8 protein-coding genes are annotated in these 14722 nt (G+C 55.3%); 7 read left to right on the top strand and 1 reads right to left on the bottom strand.

Features of this window, described 5'->3' with window-relative positions; all coding sequences use genetic code 11:
• Positions 1-117: 117 nt before the first annotated feature.
• Complete coding sequence (locus SH248x_RS05830) at positions 118-2061, bottom strand: DUF1549 and DUF1553 domain-containing protein (RefSeq protein WP_459557571.1); 1944 nt, start codon at positions 2059-2061, stop codon at positions 118-120.
• A gap of 285 nt (positions 2062-2346) precedes the next feature.
• Here SH248x_RS05830 and SH248x_RS05825 point away from each other — a divergent pair, with 285 nt between their 5' ends.
• The 7 genes from SH248x_RS05825 (at position 2347) to SH248x_RS05795 (ending at position 14714) form a co-directional block, all read left to right on the top strand.
• Entirely contained in the window at positions 2347-4023 is a 1677-nt protein-coding gene (locus SH248x_RS05825) for a DUF1549 and DUF1553 domain-containing protein (protein WP_459557570.1), read from the top strand.
• 74 nt (positions 4024-4097) lie between these two features.
• Positions 4098-5438, top strand: coding sequence for a DUF1501 domain-containing protein (locus tag SH248x_RS05820; RefSeq protein WP_459557569.1), 1341 nt, complete (start codon positions 4098-4100; stop codon positions 5436-5438).
• A gap of 212 nt (positions 5439-5650) precedes the next feature.
• Positions 5651-7249: an EF-hand domain-containing protein gene (locus tag SH248x_RS05815; RefSeq protein WP_459557568.1), complete on the top strand. Its 1599-nt coding sequence runs from the start codon at positions 5651-5653 to the stop codon at positions 7247-7249.
• A gap of 14 nt (positions 7250-7263) precedes the next feature.
• Positions 7264-8298 (top strand): AAA family ATPase, encoded by a 1035-nt coding sequence (locus SH248x_RS05810; protein ID WP_459557567.1) that lies wholly within the window; start codon positions 7264-7266, stop codon positions 8296-8298.
• Between the two features lie 113 nt (positions 8299-8411).
• Positions 8412-9428 carry a DUF58 domain-containing protein gene (locus tag SH248x_RS05805; RefSeq protein ID WP_459557566.1) on the top strand — a complete coding sequence of 339 codons (1017 nt, stop codon included), beginning with the start codon at positions 8412-8414 and terminating at the stop codon, positions 9426-9428.
• A gap of 53 nt (positions 9429-9481) precedes the next feature.
• On the top strand, positions 9482-11797 hold the full coding sequence (locus SH248x_RS05800; protein WP_459557565.1) for a BatA domain-containing protein: 2316 nt from the start codon (positions 9482-9484) through the stop codon (positions 11795-11797).
• A 46-nt stretch (positions 11798-11843) separates the two neighbouring features.
• Positions 11844-14714: a hypothetical protein gene (locus SH248x_RS05795; protein WP_459557564.1), complete on the top strand. Its 2871-nt coding sequence runs from the start codon at positions 11844-11846 to the stop codon at positions 14712-14714.
• Positions 14715-14722 lie beyond the last annotated feature (8 nt).

The following is a 14722-nucleotide window of genomic DNA, read 5'->3' as shown; positions in this document are numbered from 1 at the left end:
GTTACGTATTGTGAGTCTTTTCGTGCCTAGGCCCCACCCTCATCCGCCCTTCGGGCACCTTCTCCCCTCAAGGGAGAAGGGACATAATTCTGCGCCCATTAAGGAAGGGGGATCATGTTACTGAATGAAGAGGAACTCGCGGGTGTTGAGCAGCGACCAGATGACGTTGCCGTGGCCGGTGGCGCCGCTTTCGTTGATTTCCTTCAATGCGATTTTGCGTTCTTCTTCGCTGGGGTGGCGTCCGAGAATCGACAGGAAGATTCGATCGACCTGCTTATCCGGGATGCGAACCTTGGTGACTTCCGAATGAATGACGGAACCAGCTTCGAGCATCATGTGAGTCGCCATGCCGTTGAACATGGTGAGCAACTGAGGGACGGTTCCTTCTGTGTGACTGGCGGAAATTTCTTCGCGGTCACTTTGGCCGAACTGTCGCAGGAAGTGGTTTTGAGGCAGAGGGGATGGAAGTTCGGAGGCCCGGGCCAGGAGGATGCCTTTGTACTTGGATGAATCTTCGCCTTTGCGGAGTTCTTTACGCCAGGCTTCGAGAGCAGCGTATTTGTCGAGGAGGTCTTGCGATGAATCGACTTCGCTGAGATCCAGGATCTCAAACATCGGCTGAAAACTGGGGCGGACATAGGCATCCGGGTTGGGGATCGTCAGGGTCAACAGTGAATCCCAAGCTTGTTCAGCGGACATACGACGTAGGATCGGGCCGGGGAAGTAATAATCTTCGGTCGCTGCGAGGTCATCGAAACAGGCCTGACGCTGATAGGTCTTGGTGTAGTAGAGAATTCGCAGGAATTCCTTCTGGTTGTAATCGAGACGCTTCATCTCGGAGACCAGATAGTCGAGCAGTTCCGGGTTTGAGGCGACGGTGGAATCCATCATGTCGTCGACCGGTTCGATCAGGCCGACGCCCATGACGCGTTTCCAGAGGCGGTTGACGATCGTCGTGGTGAAGCGAGGGTTGTCGGGTGAGGTCATCCAGTTGGCGAGGATCTCGCGACGGGATTCACCCTTTTTGGGGAGAGGAGAGTCTCCGAAGAGTGTGGCGGGTTGGACGACTGATTTGGGTTTCGCATCGTCGTAGGCGTAATCATGTGGCAGAGTGAGATTCTTTTTCGCATTTTCAGACAGCACACGACGGTTGTTGTTCATCATATTGCGAATCTGGCCCGCTTCGCGGGAGTTGTATTCGATTTTGTCGTACAGCCAGTCGGTGGCGTCCTTTGGCTTGTTGCGGGAAGCCATCTGATTGAGTTCTTTGCGGTTGTTGTTGCCGCGGTATTCCTGCCCGCCCATGTAGGCAGCCAGTTCGTAAAACTCTTTCTGAGTCCAGCGATCAAAGGGGTGGTTGTGACACTGGGCACAGCCGATGCGGGTCCCGAGGAAGATGCGGACGGTGTTGTTGAGGTTATCCAGCGGCATGTTGAGGTCGCGGATGTGATAACCGGCTGCGGGGTTGGCGAGGACGGTTCCTTCGGCTGCGACCATTTCGTTGACGAACTCGTCGTAGGGCATGTTGTCGGAAATGGAGTTCTTGACCCATTCGCCGAACAGCTGAAGTTCGTTGTTATTGCCTTCGCGGTCGACGATGCGGAGGATGTCGGCCCAGTAGTTGTAGGAGTTGCTGACATAGCCGGGGGAATTCAGGAGCATATCGATCGTTCCGGCGCGCTTGTCTTCCCCTGAGCGTCGGATGAACGACTCGGCTTGCTCGGCGGTCGGGATCGTGCCGGCAATATCCAGATAAGCGCGACGCACGAACTGGGCGTCGTCTGTCATGGAATTGGGTTGCAGGTTGTTGGCGACCAAGCCTTTTTCGATCAGGAGATCGATTTTGGCGGCGCTTTTGATGGCGTCTGCTTTGCGGGCAGGTTCAACCGGGACAATGTTCCTGCGAACGTTCAGGTCAGCGGTGTGCTGAGGGAGGCGGCCTTTTGCGGCAGCGGCTCTGTTCTCGGCTCTTTTCTTGCCGTTCTTCTGGGCCTGAGCGGAATTCAGGGAACCGAGCAGTGTGATGGTGACGAGCAGCAAATAGAGGACTGGTCGACACATAGGGGTCACCTTCATTCCGTGATGAGCAATTCGCAAGGTATTGAAGCCAGAATTGATACTTCTTTCGCTGCGATTTCGAATGACTCAACAAAGGTATCTAACAGCAGTATCGGCGGAAGTATTCGTGAAATTTTATCGATGCGTTCGGAATTTCATAGGTCTGTTCTTGCAGGTCGGTTATTCTGCAGTGTAAAGACATTCCCTGTCATCCACTTCACAGACATCTCTTCAGTTCGTTTTGATCACATTGTCAGATTGATCATCCTGTCAGACGGAGGACTGGTGATGAGCCGATCTTATCAATCGCGATGGGCAAGCGTAGCCCGACGGATCTTCGTTGGCGGTCTTCTCACATTCTTCATGATTTTGCACGGGGATGTTCAGGCTGCTGATCCTGATCGACCTGCCCCGACGCCGCTTATCGATGCCATTTCTGCTTCGCTGAAGGTTCCGTCAACCTCCCCGGAGATGTCCCAGCGGATTGATCAAATCCTGTCGGACAGCTGGAAATCTCATGGGCTGACTCCAGCAGAAGCGGCTTCTGACGAGGAACTGACGCGACGACTTTATCTCGACCTGCTTGGACGGATTCCGACGGTTGCGGAATTGCGAACCCATCACAAACGGGGGCCAGAAACGGGTCGTGGGGAATTGATCGAGACGCTGTTGGAGCATCCCGATTTTTCGTCGCATATGGCGAACGTGTGGCGGAGGGCGCTTTTGCCCGCGACCGCTGATCTGTCGGCGTTTGGCGGGACCGAGTCGTTCGAGCGGTGGCTGCAGGAAGAGTTTGACGCGAATACGCCTTATGACGAACTCGTTCGGGAACTGCTGCTTTCGAGTGGACGGGTCAACGAATCTGGTCCGGTCCTGTTCTTTACGGCTTTGCAGCTCAAGCCGGATGAAATCGCCAAGCAGACATCGCGTGCATTCCTGGGGATGAGGATCGATTGCGCGCAGTGTCACGATCATCCTTTTGACCATTGGAAGCAGGATGAGTTCTGGGGGCTGGCTGCGTTTTTCTCTCGCATTTCCAAGCCGGAGGGGAAGATGGAAATGCTCTCCCCGCTGCTGCAGGTCAAAGACAATAACCGCGGCGACGTCATGCTGCCTGAGACGGATGAAGTGATCCCGCCTCGTTACCTGATGGGGGACGTGTTCCGGTCGTCGATGAATGCTGAGTCAGAGACTCAGGAACTGAGTCGACGGGAGGCGTTTGTCGTCTGGCTGACGTCTCGAAACAATCACCAGTTTGCCAAGGCGGCGGTGAATCGGGTCTGGGCTCAGCTGTTCGGGCGCGGAATTGTTGATCCGGTTGATGATATGGGGGTTCACAATCCTCCTCAGATACCGGAGCTGCTGGATGCGCTGGCGCTCTATTTTATTCAGACTGATTATGACCTGAGAAATCTGGTCGTCACGATCATCAACACGAAGGCTTATCAGCTTTCCAGCCAGTCGCCGACGCGATCGGACGAACGAGCAAAGGCATTTGCTCAAATGAGCCTTAAGACGCTGACAGCTGAGCAGCTTTATGATTGCATCGCGATCGCGACGCATCGCGAGATGAGTCAGGCAGGGGCGGATCAGGCAGGACTACTGCGGCTGGGGAGTAATGCGAGATTGCAGTTCATTTCGCAGTTTCAGACAACGGGATCTGCTGTCGATTATCAGGCAGGGATTCCGCAGGCGCTGACGATGATGAACGGCGTTTTGATCAGCGATGCGACGGACCTGGCGATTGGGGGTGTGCTGACCTCTTTGTCGGCTCCGTTTTTTACGGACAGTCAGCGAGTGGAAACGCTGTACCTCGCGACGTTGTCTCGTAAGCCTCGTCCGGAAGAGATGGAGCATCTTCGGGAGATGCTGTCGAGCCACAAAGATCAGACGGCCAGAAAGGCTTTCTGGGCGGATCTTTACTGGGCGTTGCTCAACTCACCGGAGTTCACGTTCAATCACTGATTGTCAATCAATCACATCACTTTCCGATCTATGTCGACGTCTGAATTTCTCACTGTCTTCACGGAGCAACTACTATGCTGACGATCGCTCCTCACCGACGTCTGTTTCTGCAATCGAGTCTGGCGGGCATGATGGGAGTCAGCGCCAGTGGGTGGTTTCCCAAACTGGCTCATGCAGCGTTGCACGAAGCATCTGCAAGCAGTTCGAAACCGCATCAGTGTATTTTGCTGTGGATGAGTGGCGGGCCCAGTCAGATCGATACGTTCGACCTGAAGCCGGGGCATGCGAATGGGGGAGAATTCAAGGAGATTCAGACGGATGTTCCTGGTTTGAGTTTCAGCGAGCACTTGCCGCGGCTGTCCAGGCATGGCCGGGATCTTGCCATCATTCGCAGTCTGAGTACTAAGGAAGGGGACCATGAACGGGGTACGCAGTTGATGAAGACGGGATACCCGCCGATGGGGATGATTGATTACCCCTCGATGGGTTCGGCTCTGGCGAGTCAACTGGCGTCAGACAGCGTGGCGTTGCCGCCGTATGTGAGTGTTTCCCCGGTTGATTTTCTAGGGCGGAATGCGTCTGGTCCCGGTTATCTTGGTCCGAAGTACTCACCGTTGATGGTCTCCGGTATGCCCGGCAGTGGAGGTGACAATCCGACGTTTGCTCAGTTGAAAGTGGATGCCATCAAGCCGCCGGAGCGTGTTACGTCGGACCAGCTTGAGCGTCGGCTGTCGATGTGGAAGATGCTGCAGCAGGATTTCGCGACGTCGCATCAGGGGTCTTCGGTCGGGGCGCATCAGGTGGTTTATGAGAACACGCTGCGACTGATTCATAGTAAGGAAGCGGATGCCTTCGACCTGTCGAGGGAGACAGATGAGACGCGTAAGAAGTATGGGTACGGGCTGTTTGGGCAAGGATGTTTACTTGCCAGACGCCTGGTTGAACGAGGGGTGCGTTTCGTTGAGGTCTCTCTCTCCAGTACCAATGGTGGTGCATTCGGGTGGGATACGCATGCTGATAATTTCAACGCGATCAAAGACCTTTCCCGAGATCTCGACAATGGCTGGGCGTCGTTGATGGACGACCTGAAAGAACGTGGGCTGCTGGAATCGACGACGATTCTGTGGATGGGCGAATTCGGACGGACTCCCAAGATCAACGCTCAGGCGGGGCGCGATCACTTTCCACGTGCCTGGTCGTGTGTGTTTGCGGGGGGCGGGATCAAGACGGGCCAGGTTTACGGCAAGACGAGCGAGGACGGGATGGATGTTGTCGATCAGAAAACTGGGGTTCTTGATGTTCTCGCGACTCTCTGTCAGTCGGTCGGTGTTTCACCTGAGACAAAGTTGATGTCGAGCCTGGGGCGACCGACGCCGATTGTCGAGATGTCACCGATTGCTGAATTGTTGAGGTGAGTAGTGTCGTTGTAACGATCATTGCAAACGTTCCAAGTTTTGTTTTGAACCGTGTTCACGGAGGCAAAAGTTCGCGAAAAGTCGGCGATAAACTGTGTATTTTTGTCATCCTCGCTGGAACTCTTTTCGTAGGATGATACGTCCACCTTTCGTCGGCCAATCAACATCTCTTCGGGCCAACCTTGATGATGCACAGGCTACCGGACAACCTGATGACTGCTACGCGATCCTCCGCGCCGCTTGGGCGTGGGTTGATCGCGTATCTGCTCATTGCGTCGTTGATGCCTGTGCTTTATGCGGGTGATCCCGCTCTTGGAATTTCGCGTTGGGACATGTGGGCTGAGAAGCCGGCGGTCCTGACGGTGGATGCTCAAAGCTACGCGTCGCCGCAAGCTGCTCCGATGATGTCGGCTAGTCCCATGATGCTTAGCCCGCTGGAACCGGGGCCTTTAGAGCCTTATCGGCAAGGCTTCAGCAGTGACTGGACAGTGCCAGAAGAAGTCGATGCTGCGAACCCGTTCGTCCGATACGTACTGATTGCTCCGGATCATCCGCTGATTGTCGATGTGGCGATCTTTACGAACGGGGAGGCGTATGAAAAGCTTCGAGAGGACCTGCTTCACGAGGCGCTCGATCGGGAGCGTGCGGCATCAACCGCACAGACTGATTCAACCGCTGACCTCACACGGACCCCGGCTATCGACAAGTTACGTCAGATGGTCGCCGGTAAGCCAACTGCTCCTGAGCGTCAAGAACTTCGCTGGCTGCTTGCTCAACTGGTTCCTGGCCCGACGCTGCTCACGCTGAATCAGAGCTATACCGTCAAACGCGGTCGGGTTGCTCCGCTGTGGCAGCTGGTGGACAGCAACCGTGATGACATGCTCGATGCGACGGAACTTGAGAAACTTCCTTCGTTGATTTTGCAGGCTGATGTGAATCGCAATCAGATCCTGGAAGAGCAGGAATTGCTGGCGGCTGCGGGCAAGTTGACGCACATCGCGCCGTTGTTCAACTGGCCTTTGGAACTGGTGGCGATTGATGCCTCGATGTTGAAGAATCGCCAGTTAGCTGGCCGCTCGTTCTCGAAGCCTTATCAATCTCAGGTGGCAGAAAGATCGAGCAGTTACTCTCGCTGGCTGGAATCGAAGGGACTGAAAGCGGGTGAGTCGCTGGGCATTTCTCAGTTGTTGACGCTGCCTGCGGACCTCGTGTTGCGAGTCGATTTCCATACAGATGTCGCTCGCAAGTCGACGCTGAAGCTTTTGTCGACAGGCCAATCCGTCAGTTCGAAAGTTTTCGGCCAGACGCTGGTTGTTGAGGGGGACTCGACATTGATGGAAATTTCGTCATGGACCGGTTCGTCGAGTGACTGGCAGACGAAGCTCCTCGGGCAGATATCTGTTGGCGCGGCGCTTGATGGTTTTCCTTTGTTTCGACTGCTTGATACTGATGGCGATCGTCGACTTTCGGTTCGCGAACAAAGTCAGGTTCTCAGTGTCATAGCCTCTCTGGATGCCAACAAAGATGGACGTTTGATGCCGCTGGAGGTCAAAGTTCCTGTGCGACTTGCGTTTGCGACAGGTCCGATGGTCGACGATGTTCTGAATCAGCCGGTGAGTTTGCAGCGTCCGGGGAGTCTGGAATCACCTTCAGCCAGTGCACCAGAATGGTTTGTGGGCATGGATGAGAATAAAGATGGCGACTTATCTCGGTCGGAATTTCTAGGTAGCGACGAACAGTTCGCCCAGTTGGATAGTAACAAAGATAGTTTGATCGACGTCAATGAAGCCTTGAGCCTTTCCACCCCTTGAAAGACGGATCTTCTATGTCCACAGTCAGTCCGCATCCTTCGGACATCCGCGACCCCGAGCAGCTTTCTGCTGTCATCAAGCAGCAGTATGGTTATTACGAGCAGATCAAGAAGGAACTCAGCCACGTCATTGTGGGGATGGACAGCGTCATTGAGGAACTCGTCATCGGGATTCTCTGCAAAGGGCACTGCATTCTCCAGGGGATGCCGGGCCTTGCCAAGACGATGCTGATCTCCAAGCTGGCGGGATTGATGGAGCTCAATTTCTCTCGCATTCAGTTCACGCCTGACCTGATGCCGACGGACATCACCGGGGGAGAAGTTCTGGAGGAAGACAAGACGACGGGGAAGCGAGTCTTCCGATTTATCCAGGGGCCGATTTTCAGCAACTTTCTGCTGGCTGATGAGGTCAACCGAACTCCGCCGAAGTCGCAGAGCGCGCTGCTGGAGGCGATGGAAGAGCGTCAGTTGTCTGTTGCGGGGAAGACCTATCAACTGCCAGATCCGTTCTTCGTCCTGGCGACGCAGAACCCGATTGAAGTCGAGGGAACGTATCCACTGCCCGAAGCGCAGCTGGATCGCTTTATCATGAAGATCCATGTGAAGTATCCCTCAAGGGAAGCGGAGCATGAGATCTGTCGGCGTCAGACGACCAATTACCGTTATCAGGTGAAGCCGATCATCAACAGCGAGATCCTGCACACGATGCAGGCGCTGGTTCGTCAGGTCATCGTGGCCGATCATGTCTATTCGTATGCGATCGATCTTGTCCGGATGAGTCGTCCGGGAGAAGGCTTGATGCCTGCAGAACTGAAAGACGTTATTCAATATGGAGGCGGTCCTCGTGCGAGTATTGCGTTGATTATGGCAGCCAAAGCGCGGGCACTTCTGCATCAGCGTCACCATGCGACGACGGGTGATATTGAAGCGGTTGCGTTTCCGGTTTTGCGGCATCGCATTATTCCGACCTTCAATGCCGAAGCGAAAGGTTTCGATCCCGATCACATCATTGCGGCGTTGCTCAAGAACGCCCGGAAGCAATCCAACTGAGTTGCACGGGGGACGGTTAAGCATCGCGGGCCGCACCTTCTTGGCGTCGCTTGGCCACCTCCGTCAGCTCAGGCTTTTTCATTCGCTGTTCGACTCTTTAAACGGAATGTCATGTGAGTCAATCCCGGGCCAAATCCTTTCTCGATTCGCTGCGCGGCAAGCTGACCGGCTCGCCTACGCCAGCCACGCCATCGGCTCCTGCGCCTTCAGGGACGATGACGACCCAGGATCTGTTTGATGCCAAGGCGCTACTCGAGGTCAATCACCTGGAGATCCTGGCCGAGACAACGGTCAACGGAGTTCTGTCGGGGAAGCACCGTTCGACTCATAAAGGGGGCTGCACTGATTTCGCGGAGCATCGGCCGTATTCGGCTGGGGATGATCTGCGTCGTCTCGACTGGAAGCTGTTTGCCCGTAATGACCGGTATTACGTGAAGCAATATGATGATGAGACCAACCTGCAGGCGCTCATTGTTCTTGATGTCAGCGGGTCGATGAAGTTCGGTCTTTCGACGGTGACGAAGTTCGACTATGCCCGTCTGCTGACGGCCTGTCTGTCGCGACTGTTTGTCCGTCAGCGGGATAGTGTCGCGGTGGCGATTGCTGGTGGGGGATTGCAGACGTTCCTGAAACCTCGCCAGAGTCCCGGGCATCTCCAGTTGATTATGGAGACGCTGATTGCGACACCTGCGCATGGGGCTTCGCGTGTCGGGTTGATTCTCAATCAGCTTCTGCCGCAACTCAAGCGAAAGGGGATGGTGATCGTCATTTCCGACTTCTTCACCAGTCTGCCAGAACTCAAAGAGGGACTTTCGAATGTTGCTGCCCGTGGCCATGACGTATTGATGTTCGAGATCCTGGCACCGGAAGAGATCAACTTCGACTTCCGGTATCGAGCCCGTTTTGAAGATCTGGAAGCTCCTTCGCGCTGGCTTGATGTTGACCCGGGGGCGATTCGTCCGATTTACCTGGAGCGCATGCAGCAGCACCGTGACAAACTCAAAGAGCTCGCGACTGACCTGGGTTGCGATCTGGGGACCTTGACGACTGATTCCGACTTGGGGGATGGCTTGGCTTATTACCTCCGCAAGCGAGCCTTCCAAACCAAACAGAAACGCCGCTCTGGTTGATTCGTCACATCGGCTCACGAATCTTCCATCATCCTTGTGAAACATTCTGACAAATGACTTTTCTCAGCGGCCTATTCCTGTTTGCCTTGCCGATCGTGGCGATCCCGGTCGCGCTGCACTTTTATCATCGCAAGCAGCGGGACACGATCCCCTGGGGGGCGATGCGCTTTCTGATGCAGGACGCGCCGCGGGGGAACTGGTGGCGCGATCTGGAGCGCTATCTGATTCTGATATTGCGATGTCTCGCGCTGGCGGCTCTTGTCTTTGCTCTTGCACGTCCTCTGATGAATTCGAATCCGTTCTCGTCGGGAAGTGCGAACCGGATGATTGTTATTCTTCTGGACGATTCTCTCTCGACTGACTTTCGTCTCGCTTCTGGAAATACGGTCTTCAATACATTGCGCACGCAGGCGAAGGAGATTATCACGCGTTTGAATCCGCAGACGGATCTGCAGGTGATCCTGGCATCTTCGGGCGGTCGTCCGATGAGCGATGAACCGCTGCGGATGACGAGTGACAATCGGGATGCGATCCTCGCCCGGATCGACAAGCTCAAGCCGACGCAGGGGACGACTCGGCTTCTCGATTCTCTGCAGGCCGTCACGACGATGCCGGTTGATCGATCGATTCACAGTGGGCAGGTCTTTGTTCTCTCCGATCAGCAACCGGAAAGCTGGAACCTCGAAGCACAGTATCGCTGGCAGCAGTTGATTGAAGCGACACAGAAGCGTCAGCCGCCGTTGCCGATCACGGCGATGACCTGCCCGGTTGATCGCGAGGCGTACGTCAATTTATCGGTTGCTCGAATGACGAGTTCTGCAACGCGGACCAGCCCGACGCAGCCGCTGGCATTTCTGGCTGAGATCGAAAATACCGGCCAACTCGTCAGCCAACCTGGAACTGCTGTCTGGAAAGTCGATGGCGTTGAACAGGCACGTACGGAGTTTGAAGGCATCGAGCCGGGCGAATCTCGATCTCAGCGGTGGGTTCATCAATTGGCAGATGCGGGTGTGCATGTTGTTACGTGTCAGTTGGAAGCGGATGATGTTCTCTCGCTGGATGATGAAGCGTCGCTTGCCATTGAGATTGTTGATGAACTTCCGGTGTTGATTGTCACGTCGGATGAAGCGGAGCTTGACCAGACCAACGAGGCGGCTTTTATTCAGGCGGCTTTGGGGACGGCGCGCAGTGATCAGCTCGCGAGCTGGCAATCGGTTTTTCGTCCGAAGCTGGTATCGATGAGAGAACTGGCGGAGATGTCGATCGATCCTTTTCAGGTGGTCTTGCTGCTGGGGGTAACGGGCGATGTCCGCGACGATGTGATGAATAAGCTGCGTGGATTCGTGGACGCAGGAGGTGGGCTGTGGATCACTCTGGGGCAGCAGACGGATCCCGATCTGTTCAACCGTCAGTTCGTTGCGGGAGGGTCGGGGCTTGTTCCCTGTGCGCTCAAGGGGCTGAAGGATTATGGTCGAGAGCCAGGCCAGACCGGAGAAGTCCATCCACCTGATAGCAGCCACCCGGCATTGATGCTGCTCAGTGATACGCAGCGTCTGGATATTGATCAGGTCCAGGTCTTTCGCGAGTTTCAATTCAAGCCGACGGCGTCTGCCCATGACTATCGGGTCCTGCTCAAGAGTGGAAGCGGGACGCCGATGGCGATTGAGTCGTATGTGGGAAAAGGACGGGTCGTCTGCCTGAACCTGCCTCTGGACGAAAAGTGGAGTACGCTGCCGTTGACGAAGTCGTTTGTTGTGATGATCAATGACTGGCTTTCCTATCTCTCGTCGCCCAAGGGGATTCAGTACAACGTCCTTCCGGGGCAGTCGCTGATCTGTCGTTATGATTCGACACGACAGACGATGCCTGCTGGGAAAGGCGATGTGCCTGAACCTCGTTCGCTTCAGGGGTTCGTTATCGATCCTTCGGAAGTCGAATCGCCGCTGAATTCACAGTCGAATGACACGCTGCTGACCGGCAGTTATTCGCTGACTCAGCTTCCCGGTACTTATCAGATTGTACTTTCGGCGAAGGGGCAGGACGCGGATGAACGAGGGGTTCCTGTTGGTCGATATTCTTATGTCGTCGCGCGGGATGCCTTTGAGTCGCGGCTTGGGAATTTCCAGGGGGAACAGACTTCGATACTGGCAGACCTTTCCGGGGTTGTTTGGCATGATTTGGATCCCGATGGTGTTCCATCGCAAGCCGCTGCTTTGATCGCTTCCAAGCTGGATGCCTCACCGAACGATCGCGGGAAGACGCCGCTCTGGACGGCTGCCCTAGTGTGTCTTCTGATGGCATTTCTGCTGGAGTTGTTTCTTTCGTCTCGTGCCTCCGTCTCGCGATTTGGTTATGCCGCCCGCGTTTGACCTTTAACGACCTTCCTCTATCGAACGAACCTACCACGAGTGACTCATGATGTTCCTGATCGCCCAGCAATCGCTCTCCTTTGATTCGCCGTTTGGCGATCTCGGGAGTGCGATCCTCTTTGTCCTTGCGGTCGCTGTTATCGCATGGATGATTCTGCGCGAGAGGCGAGTTCTGGGGACGTTCTGGCAGGGCGCTTTTCTGTTGACTCGTGTCACTGCGTTGATTGCTATTTTCTGGATGCTGCTGCAGCCTGCTCGTATTAAAGAGACGAGCAATCAGTCGACACAGTCGATCGCGATTCTCGTGGATCGCAGTCCGAGTATGGACGTGAGCGATACGCTCGTCACTGCAGAGATGCTCGCCTGGAAAGCTCTTACTGACGAGGAGTCTGTGAATCCCGGTCTTGTTTCGATGGACCAGTCGCTGCTTCACACGGGGCATCTGAATCAGCTTTGTCAGCAGTATCACAATGCGGTTCTCCAGCACGCATCAACTCAGACGCTGCAGTCACTGGTGACTCATCTGACGAGCGAAGTGTCTCGTACGGGAGAACTTCTTTCCGGACTGACACAACTCGACGGGGATAGCGCGACATCTGAAATAGCGGGCGACGTGCTCGCGACTTTTCGCGGTCAGATTGATGGGTTTGCTCGTCACAAACTGGCTGCTCCTTCCGACGATGATGAGAACCGGGATGCTGCTCACGAGCTCGCAGAGTTCGAGACGTTCTCCACGAGCATTGGTCTGCTTCATGATCAACTCAAACGACTGCAGCGCGTGTACCTGCAGTCTCAGATCGCGATTACTCCGGTTTCCTCCTCGCAACTGGCGGCTGCCCCGACTCGTCGCGAGCTGATTGCCAGCTGCCTCGACCAACTCGAAGCATCAACTCTGGGGAAACTGCCGGGTTATGTTCAGATCAGTCGTGTCAGTTTCGATGAAGCGCCGGAGCATCTGATTGAACCTGTCAGCTGGAGCGAGTCACTGCTGAACCGTCCGGCGGGAGAGAAAGCCAGTGTCTATCGTCCTATCTCGTTCCGTCAGGAGCCCAATGACAGCGACACGGCCCGGACTGATCTTTCTGCAGCCCTTGAAAGTCTGCAGCGTGAGATGCTGACGCGGCGATTTCGGTTTGCCATTCTGATTACGGAAGGTCGACACAATCAGGATTCCAAGCAGCTGCCGGGAGACCTTGCCAAGCAGCTCGATGGACTTCCGATTTATACGGTTCCGATCGGGAATTCTGCGTCAAGGCGCGATGTCATCCTGCATCGTATCTCTGCACCGCCGACGGTTGTGCAGGGGGACCAGGCTGTCATTCGTGCGATTGTGTCTGCTTATGACTGTGCCGGGGAGACAGTGACCGTCAATCTAATCAAGCTCGGGCAGGTCATCCAGTCACAATCATTTGACGTAGCAGCTGCTGAGATGGATCACCGCATCAGCTTCCAGGTGCCAACGGAAGTACTTGGACGCAGCGAGTACGAAGTCAACGTCGAGCAGGTCGCCGATGAAGTGACGACCAAGAACAATGCAGTGGCCGTTTCTGTGGAAGTGATTCGGGATAAGCTTCGTATTCTTCTGGCTGATAACTATCCACGCTGGGAGTTCCGTTACCTGCAGCAACTGTTTCGACGCGATTCACACGTTGAACATGATGAAGCGCTGTTTCAACCACGTCTGCAATTGACTGGCGACCTTGCGCTCAATGGAGGCGGGCTGCCTCGGACGCTCGAGGCCTGGGCGACTTATGATGTTGTCATCCTGGGCGATCTGACGCTTGAGCAGCTCAACAGTGAACAGCAAGCCCAGCTCAATACCTATGTCACCGAACGCGGCGGGAAAGTCATCCTCATTGGCGGCTCCGAGCAGATGCCGCAGAGCTTTGCGGACTTTCCATTGGCGCGACTGCTGCCTGTGACACGCGGGCCGACCATGCTGAATCCTGCGTCGAGTTATGCTGTCGAATTGACTGCGGAAGGGGAAACGCATCCTGCGATGCTGATCGCTGATTCGCTGCCGCAGAGTCGCGAGTTGTGGCATCAGATCTACACGAAGATCCCGCTGACGTCGATGTCGAATTATCATCAGCTCAAGCCATCGGCCCGCAGTCTGGCGGATGTGAAGCTTCTGCCAGCGGGACAGGCATCGATCGAGGCCTCGCAGCTTCCAGGTCTTGCTACGATCGGCAGCTATGTTTCGTGGCAGCGCGTGGGCAAGGGGCATGTCGTCTTTCTGGCATCCCCTTCCAGTTATACGCTGCGATTCAGGCAGGGTGACAAGTACCATCATCGTTTCTGGGGGCAACTCCTGCGCTGGCTGACGGCGGCAGATCTCTCGACTGGCACTGAACTGGTGCGTATGCAGACGGATAAGACTCGCTATTCGCGCGGTGAGGACGTCACGGTCACGGTTCGTCTGACGGATGCGAGTGGACAACCTGTCCGAGCTGCGGATGCGCATGTGCATGCCAAATCGGACGATGACATTGTCGCGTCGATCCCTCTCCACGAAGATGAGAAAGTTCCGGGACTTTATCGAGCCGTCTTTGAGAAGCTGCGTGCGGGTGTCTATCACATCGAGCCCGAAGGGTCGCTTGTGGCGTCGCTGTTGTCTCAGCAGGATGCAAGTAAGGCAAAGGTCGATACCCTGATCGCGGTTGAAGAACTCCTCAATACTGAGATGATCAACACAGAGCTAAACCTTCCACTGCTCGAACAGATTTCATCAACGACTGGCGGACAGGTGATCTCTCCGCTGGCGATTCCCGAACTCTTCCGCATGACGAACTTCGATCCCGAAGTGACAACTCAGGTCGAAACCATTCCCCTCTGGAACAGCTGGCCTTTGATGTGGCTGATTGCTGGCTGTCTCAGTTTTGAATGGCTTGTCCGCAAGCAAAAAGGCCTGTTGTAAGACGAGCA

Source organism: Lacunimicrobium album, from assembly GCF_052161635.1.
Lineage (GTDB): Bacteria > Planctomycetota > Planctomycetia > Planctomycetales > Planctomycetaceae > SXPC01.
The sequence above is the reverse complement of the archived record's forward strand: the minus strand, read 5'-3'. Positions and strand labels throughout refer to the sequence as shown.

Coding starts and splice junctions, on each gene's coding strand:
- SH248x_RS05810 (WP_459557567.1), top strand. CDS start 7,264: ATGTCCACAGTCAGTCCGCATCCTTCGGACATCCGCGACCCCGAGCAG.
- SH248x_RS05820 (WP_459557569.1), top strand. CDS start 4,098: ATGCTGACGATCGCTCCTCACCGACGTCTGTTTCTGCAATCGAGTCTG.
- SH248x_RS05795 (WP_459557564.1), top strand. CDS start 11,844: ATGATGTTCCTGATCGCCCAGCAATCGCTCTCCTTTGATTCGCCGTTT.
- SH248x_RS05800 (WP_459557565.1), top strand. CDS start 9,482: ATGACTTTTCTCAGCGGCCTATTCCTGTTTGCCTTGCCGATCGTGGCG.
- SH248x_RS05830 (WP_459557571.1), bottom strand. CDS start 2,061: ATGTGTCGACCAGTCCTCTATTTGCTGCTCGTCACCATCACACTGCTC.
- SH248x_RS05825 (WP_459557570.1), top strand. CDS start 2,347: ATGAGCCGATCTTATCAATCGCGATGGGCAAGCGTAGCCCGACGGATC.
- SH248x_RS05815 (WP_459557568.1), top strand. CDS start 5,651: ATGACTGCTACGCGATCCTCCGCGCCGCTTGGGCGTGGGTTGATCGCG.